Source organism: Pseudarthrobacter sp. 1C304 (genome assembly GCF_052245515.1).
Classification (GTDB): Bacteria; Actinomycetota; Actinomycetes; order Actinomycetales; family Micrococcaceae; genus Arthrobacter.
In genome coordinates this window covers 771,341-789,360 of the sequence record NZ_JBQQCH010000001.1, presented here as the reverse complement: position 1 = coordinate 789,360, position 18,020 = coordinate 771,341, and the positions used below count along the sequence as shown (strand labels likewise).

12 protein-coding genes and 1 tRNA gene are annotated in these 18,020 nt (G+C 70.6%); 9 read left to right on the top strand and 4 right to left on the bottom strand.

Going from position 1 to position 18,020, the window contains the following annotated elements:
* Positions 1-63 precede the first annotated feature (63 nt).
* Positions 64-567, top strand: coding sequence for a nucleoside deaminase (locus ACTWQD_RS03740; protein WP_443194834.1), 504 nt, complete (start codon positions 64-66; stop codon positions 565-567).
* A 6-nt stretch (positions 568-573) separates the two neighbouring features.
* Here the strand turns inward: ACTWQD_RS03740 and ACTWQD_RS03735 are convergent, their stop codons facing one another.
* From ACTWQD_RS03735 to ACTWQD_RS03725, 3 genes are read right to left on the bottom strand one after another with little or no spacing between them, the layout of a single operon-like run.
* Positions 574-2,991, bottom strand: coding sequence for a DNA glycosylase AlkZ-like family protein (locus tag ACTWQD_RS03735; RefSeq protein ID WP_443194833.1), 2,418 nt, complete (start codon positions 2,989-2,991; stop codon positions 574-576).
* 7 nt (positions 2,992-2,998) lie between these two features.
* Positions 2,999-3,397, bottom strand: a complete 399-nt coding sequence (locus ACTWQD_RS03730) for a 6-pyruvoyl trahydropterin synthase family protein (protein WP_443194832.1) — start codon at positions 3,395-3,397, stop codon at positions 2,999-3,001.
* Positions 3,385-4,425 (bottom strand): dehydrogenase, encoded by a 1,041-nt coding sequence (locus tag ACTWQD_RS03725; RefSeq protein WP_443194831.1) that lies wholly within the window; start codon positions 4,423-4,425, stop codon positions 3,385-3,387. Before ACTWQD_RS03725 ends, ACTWQD_RS03730 begins: the two co-directional genes overlap by 13 nt.
* Before the next feature lie 174 nt (positions 4,426-4,599).
* On the opposite strand from ACTWQD_RS03725, the gene ACTWQD_RS03720 reads away from it, so the two are divergent.
* Positions 4,600-4,689 (top strand) — tRNA-Ser (locus tag ACTWQD_RS03720).
* Positions 4,690-4,868: 179 nt separating this feature from the next.
* Here ACTWQD_RS03720 and ACTWQD_RS03715 read toward each other — a convergent pair.
* Positions 4,869-5,294, bottom strand: coding sequence for a hypothetical protein (locus ACTWQD_RS03715; protein WP_443194830.1), 426 nt, complete (start codon positions 5,292-5,294; stop codon positions 4,869-4,871).
* 687 nt (positions 5,295-5,981) lie between these two features.
* On the opposite strand from ACTWQD_RS03715, the gene ACTWQD_RS03710 reads away from it, so the two are divergent.
* The 7 genes from ACTWQD_RS03710 to ACTWQD_RS03680 all read left to right on the top strand — a co-directional run bounded on the left by ACTWQD_RS03710 (position 5,982) and on the right by ACTWQD_RS03680 (position 18,005).
* Entirely contained in the window at positions 5,982-6,800 is an 819-nt protein-coding gene (locus ACTWQD_RS03710) for a pyruvate, water dikinase regulatory protein (protein WP_443194829.1), read from the top strand.
* A gap of 151 nt (positions 6,801-6,951) precedes the next feature.
* Positions 6,952-9,339, top strand: a complete 2,388-nt coding sequence (gene ppsA / locus ACTWQD_RS03705; protein WP_443194828.1) for a phosphoenolpyruvate synthase — start codon at positions 6,952-6,954, stop codon at positions 9,337-9,339.
* A gap of 285 nt (positions 9,340-9,624) precedes the next feature.
* Entirely contained in the window at positions 9,625-10,299 is a 675-nt protein-coding gene (locus tag ACTWQD_RS03700; protein ID WP_443194827.1) for a hypothetical protein, read from the top strand.
* Between the two features lie 154 nt (positions 10,300-10,453).
* Positions 10,454-11,242, top strand: a complete 789-nt coding sequence (locus tag ACTWQD_RS03695) for a YcnI family copper-binding membrane protein (RefSeq protein WP_443194826.1) — start codon at positions 10,454-10,456, stop codon at positions 11,240-11,242.
* A 102-nt stretch (positions 11,243-11,344) separates the two neighbouring features.
* Positions 11,345-11,986, top strand: a complete 642-nt coding sequence (locus ACTWQD_RS03690; protein WP_443194825.1) for a DUF4232 domain-containing protein — start codon at positions 11,345-11,347, stop codon at positions 11,984-11,986.
* Between the two features lie 75 nt (positions 11,987-12,061).
* Entirely contained in the window at positions 12,062-17,149 is a 5,088-nt protein-coding gene (locus tag ACTWQD_RS03685) for an Lhr family ATP-dependent helicase (RefSeq protein ID WP_443194824.1), read from the top strand.
* Entirely contained in the window at positions 17,142-18,005 is an 864-nt protein-coding gene (locus ACTWQD_RS03680; RefSeq protein WP_443194823.1) for a DNA-formamidopyrimidine glycosylase family protein, read from the top strand. The genes ACTWQD_RS03685 and ACTWQD_RS03680 overlap by 8 nt, the downstream gene beginning before the upstream one ends.
* Positions 18,006-18,020: the final 15 nt, after the last annotated feature.

Sequence of the window (18,020 nt, the reverse complement as noted above, 5' to 3'; positions counted from 1 at the left end):
TGATATCTGCTTGCCAGCTGTCTGCTTCCCAGCTTGCTTAGTATTCGAAACTATCATTGACCAATGACTTCCCCCGAGCCCCGGCATGCCGAATGGATGGCCCTTGCCCTGGCGGAGGCGCGGGCTGCGCTGGCCACGGCGGACGTTCCGATCGGCGCCGTCGTGATTGGCCCTGACGGCGCCGTGCTCGGGCGCGGCCGCAATGAACGCGAGGCGCTGGGGGATCCGACGGCGCACGCGGAGATGGTGGCCATCCGCCAGGCCGCGGCCCGGCTGCAGGAGCTCAGCGCCCAGGGCGGCAGGGCCGCTGACGGGTGGCGGCTGGAGGACTGCACCCTGGTGGTGACGCTGGAACCGTGCGCCATGTGCGCCGGGGCCGTGGTGCTGGCCCGGATCCCACGGGTGGTGTTCGGGGCCTGGGACGAGAAAGCCGGGGCCGCCGGCTCCGTCTTTGACATCCTCCGCGAGCGCCGGCTGAACCACTGGGTGGAAGTGTACGGCGGCATCCGCGAGCAGGAGTGCGCAACGCTCCTGCGGGACTTCTTTGCCGGGCACCGCGGCACCTGAGCCGCGTTATCTGCCCCGGCCCGCTGCGGCCGCTGCAAGGCCGTCGATCCGCTTCTGCCGGGTGGCCGGTGAGTCGAGGCTGAAGGCCCGGAAGTCGCCGAGGTCCTCGCGGATCCATTCCTCGACGTCGGCGATCCTCTGTTCCACAGCGGCGGTGGCGCCGTGGAACACCCAGGGCACGATCCGTTCCGTGCCGGGATGGTACTGCCACAGCCCGATGATCCGGCCCCGGTCCACGATGGGATGGTCCGGCAGGTCGGCCTGCAGGGCGAGTGAACCCAGGGCGTTTGTGTGCAGGTCCTCCTCGTCCAGCAGGTCGGCTGCGTTGCGCCGCAGCAGGGTGAGGGAATCCGTTCCCGCGAGCAGCTGGATCTGCTCGTCCGCCGGTTCCTCGAAGGCCGCCAGCTGTTCGACGTCGTCGGGCAGCATCCACAGCGTCTCCCCCGCCGCGGTGGGAACCTCCACTGCGGCGGCCGAGGCCAGCGCCGCTTTGGTCTGGGCCACCGTGAACGCGGTGAACCACTGCGACTGCTGGAAAGTGGCGCCTCCGGTCCAGCCCAGGTAGCGGCGGACCAGCTCTGCGCGGGCCTCGTCGTCGTCGAGCGGGCTGGGCGGCAGGTTCCACAGTTCGTAGGCGTAGCGCTGCTGGTCGAGGCGTCCGGTGGCCGGGACCCTGCGGATCCGGCCCTGGGACTGCAGGACGCCGAGGGCCGTGGGCAGGGTGGTGGTGGCGCCCTTCTTTTTGCCCTCCTCGCCAAGGTTGCGCACGGATTCGCCCAGTTCATCCTTAAGCTGCCGCGGGTCCAGCGGGACGGCGGCCTCGGCAAGGGTGTGCAGCACCTGCTCCTCGAGCAGGGTAATTTCGCTGCGGTCCACGCCGAGCCTGCCCACCACCTTGACGGCGGACTCGGCGGCGTCCCGTCCGAGCTGCAGCGCCCAAGCGAAGTCGTCCCGGCCCAGCACGTAGGTGCAGCCGCGCGCCGTCGGAAGTTCCAGGATGCGGCGGGCCAGGACGTCGGCGTCCACCTGTGGGCGGCGGATGCCGGCGCGGGCGAACAGCGTGAGGTAGGGGTTGGCGCCGCCCACGGAGCGCGCCCAGCCGGCCCGGGCGAAGACCTGCTCCGCGGTGCAGCCGGCCAGCGAGCCGTCCAGGCCCTGCCGGTGCCAGGCCCAGGCGCGGAGCCGCTCCCGGGTGAGGGTCCGGGCTGGCGGCGCGTTCACTGCCAGCGACTGCGTGGGAGAGGGCTGGGGCGTCATGGGGTCATTGTCCACCAGCGGGCGCGGGAGGGGAATCGACGCGGCACGATTTTCCTCCGGCGTGGCCGGCCGGCGCCCTGCCGGGTGGTCCGGGTCCAGGGCTGCCAGAACGGCCCGGGCGGTGGCGTCCCAGCCAGGCAGCCGGCCCCGGGCCTCAAGCGCCGCGGCCCGCCAGCCGGCCCGGACGCCGGGGTCCGACAGCCAGCGCCGCAGCACCTGCGCGAGGGGCGCCGGGTCCGCGTCCAGGACGACGGCGGCGCCCGGCAGGTTGGCCGCAGTGCCGTCCTCCGGCGCCGGGGTGCCCGCGGCGAGCGCCTCGACGGCGCCGGTGCCGGCCCGGACCACCACGGGCACACCCCGTGCGATGGACTCGGTCACCACCAGCCCGAAGGTCTCGGCCCGCGAGACGAGCAGGCTGAGACCGGCGGCATCCCATTCGGCCGCGAGCGCGGCGCCGCGCAGCTCCCCCGGGATCCGGATGCGGTGCTGCAGCCCCAGCCGCCGCACAGTACCGCGCAGGTACGCGGCGTAGGCGAGGTCCGCGGTGTCGGAGCCGATCAGGGATGCGGTCCATGGCAGGTCCGCCAGCGCCTGCAGGGCGGCGAGGAGCAGGGCCTGGTCCTTGTTCGGCAGCAGGGCGGCGACGGCCACCAGATGCGGCGGCTCCGATCCGGCGGACAGCGGGGCGGGGTCCGTCCCCGGCAGGGCAACCAGCGTCCCGTCCAGCCCGTGCCGTGCCTGGGTCCGGGCTGCGGCCGAGGTGCTGGTGCAGATCACCCCGGCAGCTGCCTCCAGCGCCCGGCGTTCGAGCACGGCTTCACCATGCCCGGTGTCGTCGAGCGGCATGTGCAGCAGGACCCACGCGGGCAGGCCGGCCGACCGGGCCGCTTCCAGCGCATCCGGCGCCCCGCAGGCGAGGAGCCCGTCGACGACCGTGACGGCACGGCCGGCGGCACCATTATTGCCGGGGGCCGCACCGCCGTCGTCGCACAACACGGCGGCCAGCCGCTGCCGGTCCTCCGCGCTGCCCACCGGCCAGCCGCCGTCGAGCAAGCAGGTCTGCACCTCCACGCCCAGGGCTGCTAGCTCCCGGGCCAGGGCGGCGTTGTAGACGTTGCCGCCGGAGTTGTGGTGCACGTTACCGGGCACCACCAAGCGGATGCGCATTGAGGGCCTAGCTGGCCTCGAAGTCGAGCGAGTAGCTGGCCCAGGCGTCGGGGGTTTCGCGGAGGGTGACCTCCAGCCCGGCGAGTACCCGGCCGTCGGCGCCGGGGCGGATCTTCGCGGCCACAGCGTCGGCCACGTACTGGGCCAGCGCTTCGGTGGTGCTGAGCTTCCCGGCGAAGTCCGGGTGTTCGTCCAGGTTCTTGTAGTTCAGGCCCTCGAGGATGCCGTCCAGCACGTCGCCGGCCTCGCCGATGTCCAGGACGATCGAGTCCTCATTGAGGGTCCGGCGGCGGAAGGTCACTTCCGTGACGAAGGTGGCGCCGTGCATGCCCTGGGCCGGGCCGAAGGCGGGGCGCGGCAGGCTGTGGGCGATCATGAAGTTGCGGCGGACGGTCAGGCTGAACACGGATTTACCTCGTGGCTTTCTGTGGTGGCGGGGTATTCGATGACATGGCAGAGCGCGTCGAGTGTGCCGTCGGAGAGCTGCTGGACGACGCCGGGAAGGTCTTTGAGGGGGGAGGCGCCGGTGAGGAACACGTCGAAGCCGGGGTCGCGCAGGAGGGAGACGGCGAGCTGGAGCCGGTCGGCGTTGGTGCGGCGGTGCCGGCGCGCGCGGGCCACGACGCCCACCTGGCTGGCGCGGATGGAGAGCCTGCGGGCGTGGAAGTCCTCCCCCAGCGGCACGGTCACGTTGCGGTCGGCGTACCAGGACATTTCGATGACGTCGCCGTCGTCGCCTGCGAGCTGCAGGGCGCGTGCGAGGCCTTCCTGCGAGGCGGAGCAGTGGATCACGATGTCGCAGTCCGGCAGGGCGTCGTCGGGGTGGCTGAATCCGACGCCAAGAGTCTCGGCGAACGCCCGCTTGGCGGGGTCGATGTCCACCAGCTGCAGGCGGGACAGCGGGAACGTGCTGAGAAGCTTGGCCACCATGCCGCCGACGAGGCCGGCGCCGATCACGGCGACCCGGTCGCCGAGGCGGGGCCCGGCCTCCCAGATCCCGTTGATGGCGGTCTCCACCGTGCCGGTGAGCACGGCGCGGCGGGCGGGGACGTCCTCGGGGACCTCGGTGAGTGATTCCACCGGGACGATGTAGCGGTCCTGGTGCGGGTAGAGGCAGAAGACGGTCTTGCCGAGCCAGTCGGCCGGGCCGTCCTCGACGACGCCGACGGAGAGGTAGCCGAACTTCACCGGGGACGGGAAGGAGCCCTCCTGGTTCGGGGCTGCCATCTCCCGGGCCACGCACTCCGGCACCCGGGCGTTGTGGACCACTAGCTCGGTGCCCTTGCTGATGCCCGAGAACAAGGTGCGGACCAGCGCCTCGCCGGGGCCCGGAGCGGGCAGGTCCTCGCGCCGGAGCTCCCCCTTTTCCGGGCCGACGGTCCAGTACGCGGTGGCGGTGGTGTGCTGTGGTGGTTGTGTGGCTGAGTTAGTCATCTTGCTGACGAATCTAGTCCCCTGCGCAGTGACGGGGAAGTCACGCCGGGGCGGGCGCGCCGCCTCACGGCTTCGTTGCGGGGCCGTCCGCGCTGGCTGGCGCTGCCGCCGCGGCGGTTCCCGGAAAGCGCCGTTTTGGGGTTGAGCCCCTTGCTCCGGTACCCTATTCAGGTTGGTGACGTGTCCGAGCGGCCGAAGGTGCAACACTCGAAATGTTGTTTGGTGTAAAAGCCAACGTGGGTTCAAATCCCACCGTCACCGCCACATAGCAAGGCCCCTGGTTCCCTTTGTTTACACGGGAAGCAGGGGCTTTTGCTTTGCCAGGGACGCCGTGGCTGGACATGGATTTGCACGCCTGTCCTTTGGACTTCCCGCCCGGCGCCTACGGCTGCGCTTCACCTAGCCGGGGCCGGGTCCCGTGCGCGCGGCGTACACGCCACGCTTCAGGAAATATCCCAGCCCCCACCGAGCTGATCCCGCCACAATTCACGGTCGATGATCTCCAGCATCTGCTGGCGCGTGAAATTGTCGTGATCGCCGAGGCTCTGGACCATATTGCGCAGGATTCTGCCCACACCCTGAGCCGACAGGTTTTGAAGCTGCTGCGTCTGCCCCGAGCCGGGGGCTGCCGGGCCTGCCGTCCCGCGCGGGTTCGGGGAGTCCGCGGCGATGCGCAGTTCTGCAGCGCGCGCAGGCAGGTCCGTCCCGCCGAATGAGGCCCGCCGGCCAGACCGGTAAGCCGCGTCGAGGACCGGTTCCAGTTCGTCGAGTACGGTGCAGTTCCCGGGGAGCACCACGTGGGCCAAGAACTCCGATTCAAGGGTGGCAGCGCCTGCCTCGACCGCGCCGAGCTTGGCATCTATTGCCACGGCCAGTGCGTGCCAAAATCTGCGGGTGGCGCGTTCGTGGATTTTTGCCTCCGCTGCGCGGAGCGGACCCGCTGCGGTGTCCCCCGGGGTTAAGGGTGTTCCGGCCGCCAGCGGCGAGGTGAGGACGAGACGGAATTGCCTCCCGTCGCCCCTGAACGCGATAGCGCTACGGTCTCCTCGTTGACTGAAACGAACATCCGTCGCCCCGTAACCCACGAGCGCTCGTTCGATTTGCTCCCGTGACGACCCGGCGCTGATGGAGCCGCCCCGGTCATATGAACTTGTCATCCTCCCACTATGCGCCTTCCGGCCGCTCCTACCTACACATTGACGGCGCTCCGCCCATCGGGCGTGACGATCGGAACGCACCGCGCGGCGGCGGCAGGTGCGGATGACGTGCCCGGGGCCTGCATGATTCCCGCAAGCTGGCTCCATCGTTTTGAGACCATGGAGCCAGCCTTTGCGGAATCGGGCTCGATCGGAACACCGAAATGGTCTCTCCCCAGAAAGATGCCCGGGCCAGATCCCAACGTAAGGGTAGGCGCCCTGACCTGGGCGGGCAATAGCCTTCCCTGTGACTTGAAAAGGCCGATTTTGTGTGATTGAGCAGTGGCGAAACGGTGACCGCGGGCCGCGCCGAAGCGTCACGGAACAGCCTCGCTGCCCGTCCTGGGGCACAATGCGTTCATGACCAATGACGCTCCCCGCCCGGTCTACTTCCTTTCGGACAGCACGGGCATCACCGCGGAAACGCTCGGCAACACCCTGCTGACGCAGTTTCCCGCGAACGAATACGACCGCATCACGGTCCCCTTCATCACCACGGTGGACCAGGCACGGGCCGTGGTCCGGGTGATCGACAACCTGGCCGACACCGGCCTGCAGCCCATCGTGTTCTCCACCGCCGTGGGCGCCGACATCCGCCAGGCCCTTGGCACCTGCAAGGGGATCATCGTGGACCTCATCGGGACACACGTCGGGCAACTGGAACTGGCCCTGGGCACCCGGGCCAGCGGGGAACCGGGCCGGGCCCACGGCCTGGGCAACGCCGCCCGCTACCAGTCCCGGATGGCCGCCGTCGAATATGCCATGGAGCACGACGACGGCCAGAGCCTGCGCGCGCTCGAAAAGGCCCAGGTGATCCTGGTGGCTCCGTCCCGCTGCGGCAAAACGCCCACCACCATGTACCTTGCGCTGCAGCACGGGATCTTCGCCGCGAACTTCCCGCTGGTGGACGAGGACTTCGAACGGGAGGGCCTCCCCCGGCCGCTGCGCCCGTTCGTTTCCAAATGTTTCGGCCTCACCACCAACCCCCTGCGCCTGAGCCAGGTGCGCACCGAACGCCGCCGCGGCTCGCCCTACGCGTCGCTGCGGCAGTGCGGGTTTGAGCTTCGCAGCGCCGAGCGGCTGTACGTCTCGCACGGGATTCCCTACCTCAATTCGGCCAGCGTCTCTGTGGAGGAAATGGCCGCCACCATCCTCCAGAAAATGAACCTCAAGCACTAGGGCCCGCGTTTCACGAATGTTGCGTGGAACACATCAAGTGGAAACACCGGCGTGGACCTGTCACTGTGGACAGGAATTGCGCCCCACAACGGCGCGCGCCCCATGCGGGGCGGCGATACCGCATGCCATCATCTGCAAAGGAGCAGTAAACGTGACGACAGACATCCTGTGGTTCTCAGAACTTGGCCTCAAGGACCTGGACCGGGTGGGCGGCAAAAACGCCTCCCTCGGCGAAATGGTGCAGAACCTCACCTCTGCCGGAGTCCAGGTCCCTGACGGCTTCGCCACGACGGCCGACGCCTACCGCAGCTTCCTCGCCGACTCCGGCCTGGACCAGAAGATCGCCGACCGGCTGGTGGGCCTGGACACCGACGACGTCACCGCGCTGGCCGCCGCCGGGCAGGAAATCCGCACGCTGATCCGCGAAACGCCCTTCCTGCCGGACTTCGAGGCGCAGATCCGCGCCGCCTACCAGAAGCTGGTGGACAAGCACGGCAGCTCCGAGGACCTCTCCTGGGCCGTCCGCTCCAGCGCGACGGCGGAAGACCTCCCCGACGCCTCCTTCGCCGGCCAGCAGGAAACCTTCCTGAACGTCCGCGGCATCGAGAACATCCTGCAGGCCATCAAGGACGTCTTCGCCTCGCTCTACAACGACCGTGCCATCGCCTACCGCGTGCACCACCAGTTCGAGCACGCCGATGTGGCACTCTCCGCCGGCATCCAGCGCATGGTCCGGTCCGACGTCGGCGCCTCCGGCGTCATGTTCACCATGGACACCGAATCCGGGTTCCAGGACGCCGTCTTCGTCACCTCCTCCTACGGCCTCGGCGAGGCTGTAGTCCAGGGCGCCGTCAACCCGGACGAGTTCTACGTCTACAAGCCGGCCCTGGAGGCTGGCCGCCCCGCCATCCTCAAGCGCGGCTTGGGCGAGAAGGCCCTCCAGATGACCTACACGACCAACCGCGAAGTGGGCCACACCATCGACTTCGTGCCGGTGGAGGCATCCCAGCGGAACCGCTTCAGCCTCACCGACGACGACGTCGAGCAGCTCGCCCGCCACGCCGTCGCGATCGAAAACCACTACGGGCGCCCCATGGACATCGAATGGGGCAAGGACGGGGTGGACGGCGGCCTGTACATCCTGCAGGCGCGCCCCGAAACCGTGCAGTCCCGCCGGGCCTCCGGCAGCCTCAGCCGCTTCCGCCTCAACGCGACCGGCCGCGCCCTGGTCGAGGGCCGCGCGATCGGCCAGCGCATCGGCGCCGGCAGCGTCCGGATCCTCACCGCTATCGACCAGATGGCCGCCTTCAAGACCGGCGACGTCCTGGTCGCCGACATGACCGACCCGGACTGGGAACCGATCATGAAGCGCGCCTCCGCGATCGTGACCAACCGCGGCGGGCGCACCTGCCACGCGGCCATCATCGCCCGCGAACTGGGGATTCCCGCCGTCGTCGGCACCGGCTCCGCCACTGACGTCCTCAGCGACGGTCTCGAGGTGACCGTCTCCTGCGCCGACGGCGAGACCGGCGTCATCTATGAGGGCCTCTTGGACTTCAGCGTCGAGGAAACCGAAATCACCCAGCTGCCCGAGGCCCCGGTCAAGGTCATGATGAACGTCGGCACCCCCGAGCAGGCCTTCACCTTCGCGCAGCTGCCCAACCACGGCGTGGGCCTGGCCCGGCTGGAATTCATCATCAACCGCCAGATCGGCATCCACCCCAAGGCGCTGCTGAACCTGGACGAGCAGCCCGCGGACGTCATCGCGGAGATCCGGGAACGCATCGCCGCCTACGACAGCCCGCGCGACTACTACATCAAGCGCCTGGCCGAGGGTGTGGCCACCATCGCCGCGGCGTTTGCGCCGGAGCCGGTGATTGTGCGGATGTCCGACTTTAAGTCCAACGAGTACGCCAACCTGATCGGCGGCCCCGCCTACGAGCCGCACGAAGAGAACCCGATGATCGGCTTCCGCGGCGCCTCCCGGTACCTGGAGCCGTCCTTCCGGGACTGCTTCGACCTGGAGTGCGAGGCCCTGTCCTTCGTCCGCAACGAGATGGGACTGACCAACGTCAAGCTGATGATTCCGTTTGTGCGCACCGTGGACGAGGCGTCCGGCGTTATCGACCTGCTCGCCGAGAATGGCCTGCGCCGCGGCGAAAACGGCCTCGAGGTCATCATGATGTGCGAGCTGCCGTCCAACGCGCTGCTGGCCGACGAGTTCCTGGACTACTTCGACGGTTTCTCCATCGGCTCCAACGACATGACCCAGCTGACCCTGGGCCTGGACCGGGACTCCGCGATCGTCGCCGGCGGCTTCGACGAGCGGGACGGTGCCGTCAAGAAGCTCCTCAGCATGGCCATCGCGGCGTGCAAGGCGCGCGGCAAGTACGTGGGCATCTGCGGCCAGGGCCCGTCCGACCACGCGGACTTCGCCGAGTGGCTGGTCGGCGAAGGCATCGACTCCGTCTCGCTGAACCCCGACACCGTGGTGGACACCTGGCTCCGGCTCGCCGGCGCGGCCGCACCTGTCAGTTGACACTGTCAGCTGACACTCTGGCCTGACGCAGTCAGATGACACTGTCAGCTGACGCTCTCGCCTGAGGCAGTGTCCTGAAACAGCTGTACCCCGGTCCCAGGACCGGGTACAGCTGTTTCCCCAGGCACCCGGCCGCCCTCTCCGGGCTCGTGTCCTCCGCCTTGTCCGCGCTCTTGTCCGCTGGAGGTTTTCCCCAGCCCGGCCGGTAGAATCGGGGGGACAGCCCGACGGCGGCATCCGCCGCCAGGGATCCACGTTGGCCGCCGCTGGTGAAGGGAGTGTTCCGTGCGCACAGCCGCCAGAACCCCGTTCCATGCCCTGCGCTCGGCCATGGTGGCCCTCACCGTCCTGTCCCTCGCCGCCGGCGCGCACACGCTGGCCGGCGGGCACCTGCCGTCCCCCGGCATCCTGCTGGCCCTGCTGGCCCTGACCGGGCTGGCCACCACCGGCGTCACCCGGCTGAAGCTGAACTTCGCGGCCCTGGGCGGGATGCTCGGCGCCGGCCAGTTCGTGCTGCACGGGGCCTTCAGCGCCTTCAGCGCGGCTCCCCTCAACGCACCGGCCCCCAGCACAGGCGCGCCGGCCTTCGCCGGCGCGGTCTCCGGAACCGCGCCGCACCACCTCGGTGCGGTGTCCTTCGCTCCCGGGACCGGCGGCCCCCTCGACGCGCAGGCGCTGGACACAACGCTGGCACTGGACTCGACGCTGTCCCTCCTGATGCTTGCCGGCCACGCGCTGGCAACCCTGCTCTGCGCCCTCCTTCTCGCCCGGGGCGAAGCTGCCCTGTGGTCCCTCGCCGCCTGGCTCCGCCCGCTGCTGCAGCTGCCGGCGCCCGTGGTGCCTCACGCGCCGGCCGTCCCGGCCGCCGCTATCTACCCGGCGGAGTCCTTGCCGCTGCCGTGGCGGAACCTCCGGCGCGACTGCCGCCGCGGGCCGCCGTCCGCCGTCGTACTTCCCTGACCTTCCCGGCCGCGGCCGCACCTGCGCACGAAGACCACCAGCGTCCCCTCAGTTGCGCCACAACATCATCACCGACATCATCACCGCCGCCGCGCCACCCCTCCCCATTTTTTGTGCCTGCCTCGGAGCAGCGCACGCCTGAAAGGCAACCCACGTGAAGATCTCCTCCACCCCTGTCCTCCGCCGTACCCTGGCCGCCGCTGCCGCTGCCGGCGGCACCGCCGCCCTGATGCTCGCCGGTGCCGCGGGCGCGTCGGCGCACGTCGGCGTCACCCCGGACAAGACCACGGCGAATTCCTACGCCCTGCTGACCTTTGGAATCCCGCACGGCTGCGAGGAGTCCGGCACCACCAAGGTGACCATCACCCTGCCCGCCGAACTCAACGATGCCCAGCCCACGGTCAACCCGAACTGGACGGCCGAGAAGGTCATGGAGCAGCTGGCCGAACCGAAGAAGCTCGCGGACGGCAGCTCCATCACCAAGCGGACCAGCCAGATCGTCTACACCGCCAAGGCGCCGCTGGAACCGGAACTCCGGGACGCCCTCGTGTTGTCCGTAAAGCTGCCTGACACCGCGGGCAAGACCCTGTATTTCCCGACGCTGCAGAACTGTGAGGTGGGCCAGACCGACTGGTCCGAGCTGCCCGCCGACGGGCAGGATCCGCACTCGCTCAAGGCGCCCGCCCCGTCCGTGACGGTCACGGCCGCGGCGGCATCCGCGGACGGCCACGGCGCCAGCACCACGGAGAGCGCACCGGAGACGGCCCAGGCCGCCGCTGTGACCGACGGCGGTGCCGAGGCCCGAAGCTGGGCCGGCCTGGTGGCCGGCGCCGGGGGCCTCGCACTCGGCGGACTCGCCCTGGCCCGCAGCCGGGGCACAACGCCCGCGCCAGTGCGCGTTCCAGGGTCCGATTCCGCCCCTGGCTCAGCGCCCAAGAAGTAGCTGACCTCGGTTGATGCCCGGAAATCACAATCCGGGCATCAATCTGGCGCCGCCGTCGTGGCATCGTTGACTCAGGCCACCACTGGCACGAAGGTTGGTGCCATGACGGCTCAGCGAATTCCCAACAGACTGGTAACCACGACGGCGGCAGCCGCGGCACTGTTTGTCCTTGCCGGCTGCGGAGCGGGAACACCGCAGTCCCAGACGTCGTCGACTCCGGTGTCCTCCCCGGCCAGCCCGGCGAGCCAACCTGCCGCCTCCGGAGCGCCCACCACACCCGCCACGCCGCCCCCCGCCTCGTCGGCAGCGCCTGCCCCCGCCGGCCCTGCCTTGTGCAAGGCCGACGGCCTGACGGCAGCCCTCGATTCCGCCGGCGGTGCCGCGGCCGGCAGCCTCTACATGCAGCTGATCCTGACCAACTCGGGCACCGAGCCGTGTGTGCTCCGGGGATTCGCCGGCGTCTCCCTGACCGCCGACGCCAACGGCGCACCGATCGGCGCCGCTGCGGTCCGCGACCAGTCCGGACCCGGCGGCGACGTCCTGCTCGCCCCGGGCCAGGCCGGCGCGGCGACCCTGCGCTACAGCCAGGCCGCCAACCACGTGGACTGCAAAATCACGCCGGCCGCCGGCTACCGCGTCTACCCGCCCGAAGACACCGCCTCGCTGTTCATCGCCCGGCCCACGGATGCCTGCAGCGACGCCGCCACCCAGCTCCTCACCATCGGCGTGTTCCAGTCCCAGTAGCCCCGACTCGCGGGGTCCGCGGCCGGGCGGAACGGCCCGGCATTTCCTGTCGGTGGCGTAAGGCATGATGGAGGAATGAAGGGGCAGGAGCGCGCCGGCACACTCGCGGCCGAAGCCATGGACCGGTTCAGCCGGCCGACCCGGGACTGGTTCCTGGGCGCATTCACCGCGCCCACCCCGGCCCAGGAGGGCGCCTGGAACGCGATCTCCTCCGGCGCCCACGCCCTCGTGGTGGCCCCCACCGGATCCGGAAAAACCCTCGCCGCGTTCCTCTGGGCGCTGGACCGGCTGCTCGTCGCGGCGCCCGCCGAGCCCGTCGAACTGCCCGGACTCGACGCAGCGGCCACCAAACCGGCCCGCCGGAAGGCGCCCAAACGCAAAACCCGGGTGCTGTACATCTCGCCGCTCAAGGCGCTGGGCGTCGACGTCGAACGCAACCTCCGTGCCCCCCTGATCGGCATCACGCAGACCGCCAAGCGCCTCGGCCTGCCCGCACCGCTGATCACTGTGGGCGTCCGTTCCGGCGACACCCCGGCCGCGGACCGCCGGGCGCTGCTGAGCAACCCGCCGGACATCCTCATCACCACGCCCGAATCGCTCTTCCTGATGCTGACCTCCAAAGCGCGGGAGACGCTGAGCGAGGTGGACACCATCATCGTCGACGAGGTCCACGCCGTCGCCGGCACCAAACGCGGCGCCCACCTGGCGGTCTCGCTGGAACGCCTCGACGCGCTGCTGCCGAAGCCCGCCCAGCGGATCGGGCTCTCCGCCACCGTGGAACCGAAGGAACTGGTGGCGCAGTTCCTCGCGGGGTCGGCCCCGGCAGAAATCGTGGCCCCGCCCTCCAAGAAGAACTGGGACCTGACCGTCTCGGTGCCGGTGGAGGACATGTCCGATCTCCAGGGTGCCGCCGGCGCGTTCGACTCCGGCCCGGCCTCGGGGCTGCAGCCGCAGGCGTCCATCTGGCCGCATGTGGAGGAGAAGATCGTGGACCTGGTCCTGGCGAACCAGTCCACCATCGTGTTCGCCAACTCGCGCCGGCTGGCCGAACGCCTGACGGCCCGGCTCAACGAGATTTACGCCGAGCGCCAGCTCATGGACGCCGGAGGCGGCTGGGCCGAGCTTGCCGCCGGCGCGCCGGACCTGGAAGCAGTCCCGGCGGGCGCACCCGCCCAGCCGGGCTCCTCGGCGGCTCCGGCGTCGACGGCGACACCCGCCCACATGATGGCCCAGGCCGGCAGCACTGCCGGAGCCGATCCGGTCCTGGCCCGCGCCCACCACGGGTCGGTCTCCAAGGACCAGCGGGCCCTGATCGAGGACGACCTGAAATCCGGCCGGCTCCGCTGCGTCGTGGCCACATCCTCGCTGGAACTCGGCATCGATATGGGTGCCGTGGACCTGGTGGTGCAGGTGGAATCCCCGCCGTCCGTGGCCAGCGGCCTCCAGCGCGTGGGCCGCGCCGGCCACCAGGTGGGCGAGGTCTCCCAGGGCGTGCTGTTCCCCAAGCACCGCGCGGACCTGGTGCACACCACCATCACCGTGGAGCGGATGCTTGCCGGCAAGATCGAACGCCTCTACGTCCCCGCGAATCCGCTGGACATCCTGGCCCAGCAGACCGTCGCCGCGACGGCCCTGGGCGCCATCGACGTGGAAGAATGGTTCTCCACCGTGCGGCGGTCCGCACCCTTCGCCTCGCTCCCCCGCTCGGCCTTCGAGGCCACCCTGGACCTGCTCGCGGGCCGCTACCCCTCGGACGAGTTCGCGGAACTACGGCCACGCATCATCTGGGACCGGAACGCCGGAACCATCGAAGGCCGGCCCGGCGCGCAGCGGCTGGCCGTCACCTCTGGCGGCACCATCCCGGACCGCGGGCTCTTCGGCGTCTACATCATCGGCACCGAGACCGAAGGCTCCGGCAGCCCCGGCACCCCCAGCGGCGACGGCAGGGCATCCAGCCCCTCCGCGGCGGCCGCCAAGGGCGGACGGCGGGTGGGCGAGCTCGACGAGGAAATGGTCTACGAATCCCGGGTGGGCGACGTTTTCGCCCTGGGCGCCACCAGCTGGAAGATCGAGGACATCACCCACGACCGCGTGCTGGTCTCCCCCGCCTTCGGCCAGCCCGGGAAACTGCCGTTCTGGAAGGGCGACTCCCTCGGCCGGCCGGTGGACCTGGGCCGCGCCCTGGGTGCGTTCGTGCGCGAGCTGTCCGCGTCCGACGTCGGGCCCGCCACCGAGCGCTGCAAGGCCAGCGGCCTGGACGATTTCGCCGCCAACAACCTGATCCAGTACCTCGGCGAGCAGAAGGCGGCCACCGAGGTGGTCCCCAGCGACACCACGCTCGTGGTGGAACGCTTCCACGACGAGCTGGGCGACTGGCGCGTGGTGCTGCACAGCCCGTTCGGCATGCCGGTGCACGCGCCGTGGGCCCTCGCCGTCGGGCAGCGGCTGCACCAGCGTTATGGCATGGACGGCTCCGCCATGGCCGCCGACGACGGCATCGTGCTCCGTGTGCCCATGATGGAGGACGAACCCCCCGGGGCGGATCTGTTCCTGTTCGACCCGGAGGAACTCGAGCAGATCGTGACGGCGGAGGTCGGCGGGAGCGCCCTCTTCGCCTCCCGTTTCCGCGAGTGCGCCGCCCGCGCCCTGCTGCTGCCGCGGCAGAACCCCGGCAAGCGGCAGCCGCTGTGGCAGCAGCGCCAGCGCTCCGCCCAGCTGCTGGACGTCGCCCGGAAGTACCCCACGTTCCCGATCGTGCTGGAGACCGTCCGCGAGTGCCTGCAGGATGTTTATGACCTTCCGGCGCTGAAGGACATCGCGGCGTCCATCGAACGCCGTGAGCTGCGGATCCTACAGACCACCACGCAGCAGCCCTCGCCGTTCGCCAAGTCGCTGCTATTCGGCTACGTGGCACAGTTCCTCTACGAGGGCGATTCCCCGCTGGCCGAGCGCCGGGCCGCCGCCCTGGCGCTGGATTCGACCCTGCTCAACGAGCTCCTGGGCCGGGTGGAGCTGCGCGAACTGCTCGATGCCAAGGTCATCGACGCCACCGAGCGGGAGCTGCAGCGCCTCGCCCCGGACCGGAAGGTCCGCGGGCTCGAAGGGGTTGCTGACCTGCTCCGGCTGCTGGGCCCGCTGACCGCTGAGGAAGTCGCCGCGCGGCTTGAGCCGGCCGAGGGAGCGGCGGCTACCGCCGAAACGGCCCCGGCAACTGCGCCTGCTGCTGACGCCGGGCCTGATGCGGCCCCGGACGCGCTTCCGGAGGCGGCTCCGGAAGCTACAGCCCCTGTCGAGGACGCCGCCGCGCACTTGGTGGCGCTCCACCGCGCCAACCGCGCCATCAAGGTCAACGTCGGCGGCGCCGAGCGCTTCGCCGCCGTCGAGGACGCGGCCCGCCTCCGCGACGCCCTCGGCGTCCCGTTGCCCATGGGTGTGCCGCTGGCCTTCATCGAGCCGGTCGCTGACCCGCTGGGCGACCTTGTCTCTCGCTACGCCCGCACCCACGGGCCGTTCACGTCCGCGGAGGCTGCCGCCCGGCTGGGACTCGGGGTCGCCGTCGTCGGCACGGCACTGAAGCGGCTCGCCGCGGACGGGCGCGTGGTGGAAGGCGAGTTCCGCCCGCATGCCTCGCCCCCGGCGGCGCCCGAAGCCGACGGCGGCGATGGCTCCGGCGCCCAGGCTGGCACCCTCGCCGAGCCGGCCGCCCCCTCGCTGGCCGGAGTCAGCGAATGGTGCGACGCCGAAGTCCTGCGGAAGCTCCGCCGCCGGTCGCTCGCCGCGCTGCGTGCCGAGGTGGAGCCCGTGGATGCTGCCGCCTACGGCCGCTTCCTGCCGGCCTGGCAGAACGTCCGGGTCCCCGGCAAGCGCGGGCAGTCGGCGCTGCGCGGACTGGACGGGATCATCACGGCCGTGGACCAGCTCTCCGGGGTCCCCATCCCCGCCTCCGCCTGGGAACCGCTGGTCCTCGCCAGCCGGGTGTCCGACTACCAGCCCGCCATGCTCGATGAACTGATGGCTGCCGGTGAAGTGCTGTGGTCCGGTGCCGGGGCGCTCCCCGGCAACGACGGCTGGGTCAGCCTGCACCTGGCCGACTCCGCCGAGCTGACCCTGAACCCGGCCCTGGACTTCGACCCCGGCGATGCGCAGCAGCGGCTGCTGGACCATCTGCGCAACAACGGCGGCGGGTACTTCTTCCGGCAACTGACCGAAGTCGCCGGCGGCATGGACTCGGTGCTCAGCGACCAGGACGTGGTCACCGCGCTCTGGGACCTGGCGTGGGCGGGCCGGATCACCGGCGACACGTTCGCTCCCGTCCGGGCCATGATTGCCGGCGGCCACACCGCGCACCGGCAAGTGGCACGCGCGCCTCGGGCCAGGGCGCCCCGGTTGAGCCGGCTGGGACGCGCCCACGGCACGGGCCTGCTCGGGTCCCCCGGGCTCACCGGGGGCAGGTACGGATCAACCACCGGCACGGCACCCACACCGCCGCTCGCCGCGGGCCGCTGGTCCGCGCTGCCCGCCCCCGAACTCGATGCCACCATTCACGCCCGCGCCACCGCGGAACTCCTGCTGGACCGGTACGGGGTGCTCACCCGCGGTTCGGTCATGGCAGAGAACATCCTGGGCGGCTTCGGGCTGATGTACAAGGTCCTGGCCCGGCTGGAGGAAGCCGGCCGGTGCCGGCGCGGCTACTTCATCGAGCACCTGGGCGCGGCGCAGTTCGCCGTGCCTGCCACCGTGGACCGGCTGCGGTCCTACGCCGAGGACACCCAGCTCCAGAAGCCCGAGCCGGTGGCGCTGGCCCTCGCCGCGACGGACCCCGCCAACCCGTACGGCGCCGCCCTGCCCTGGCCCGCCCTCAACGTCGAAGCCGGAACCGGCCACCGCCCGGGGCGGAAGGCCGGCGCGCTGGTGGTGCTGGTAGACGGCGCCCTGACGCTCTACGTGGAACGCGGCGGCAAGACCCTCCTGGCCTTCAGCGAGGACACCGACGTCCTGGCCGCGGCCGGCACCGCCCTGGTCAGCGTGGTGACCCGCGGCGCGGTGGACAAGCTGATCATGGAAAAGGTCAACGGCCACGGCATCCTCGACACGCCCATCGCCGCGGCCCTGGCCCACGCCGGCGCCTACTCCACCCCGAAGGGACTGAGAATCCGTGCCTGAGGGCGACTCCGTGTTCCGGGCCGCGGCCCAGCTGCATGCTGCGCTGGCGGGCCAGAAACTCATCTCCTCCGACTTCCGCGTCCCGCGGTTCGCCACCCTCAAACTGGGCGGGTGGACGGTGGCCGAGGTGATTCCCCGCGGCAAGCACCTGCTGATGCGGCTGGAAGGCCCCGCCCGGGTTGGTCCGGCCGGGCCTGCGGAGCCGGACCGGCTGACCATCCATTCCCACCTGAAAATGGAGGGCACCTGGCAGGTCTATCCGCCAGGGGGCCGCTGGCGGAAACCCGGGTTCACAGCACGCTGCGTGCTGCGCACCGCCACGGCAGACGCCGTCGGGTTCTCCCTGGGGATCCTCGAAGTGGTCCGCACGTCCGAGGAGGATGCCGTGGTGGGCCACCTCGGCCCGGACCTGCTGGGCCCCGACTGGGACATTGACGAGGCGGAGCGGCGGATCCTTGCCAGCCCGGACGTCCCGATCGGCGTCGCGCTGCTGGACCAGCGCAACCTCGCCGGGATCGGCAACATCTACCGCTGCGAGGCCTGCTTCCTTTCCGGAGTTCACCCCGCGGCGCCTGTCTCCGCTGTGCCCGACCTGAAAGCCATGATCACCGACGCGAAGGTGCTGCTGGAGGCCAACCTGGGCCCCGGGCGCCGCACCACCGTCCTCAACCGGCGCGGCGCCATTGTGGGCCGGAGTTCCGGGCTGCCCGGCTACTGGGTCTACCGGCGCGAACACCAGCCGTGCCTGAAGTGCCGCACACCGGTGCGGCACGGTGTCCTGGCGAAGGGCACAGGCACGGAGGAACGGGACATCTACTTCTGCCCCGTGTGCCAGCCGATGCCCGATTCGGCGTAGCCCGGGTACGGCGTA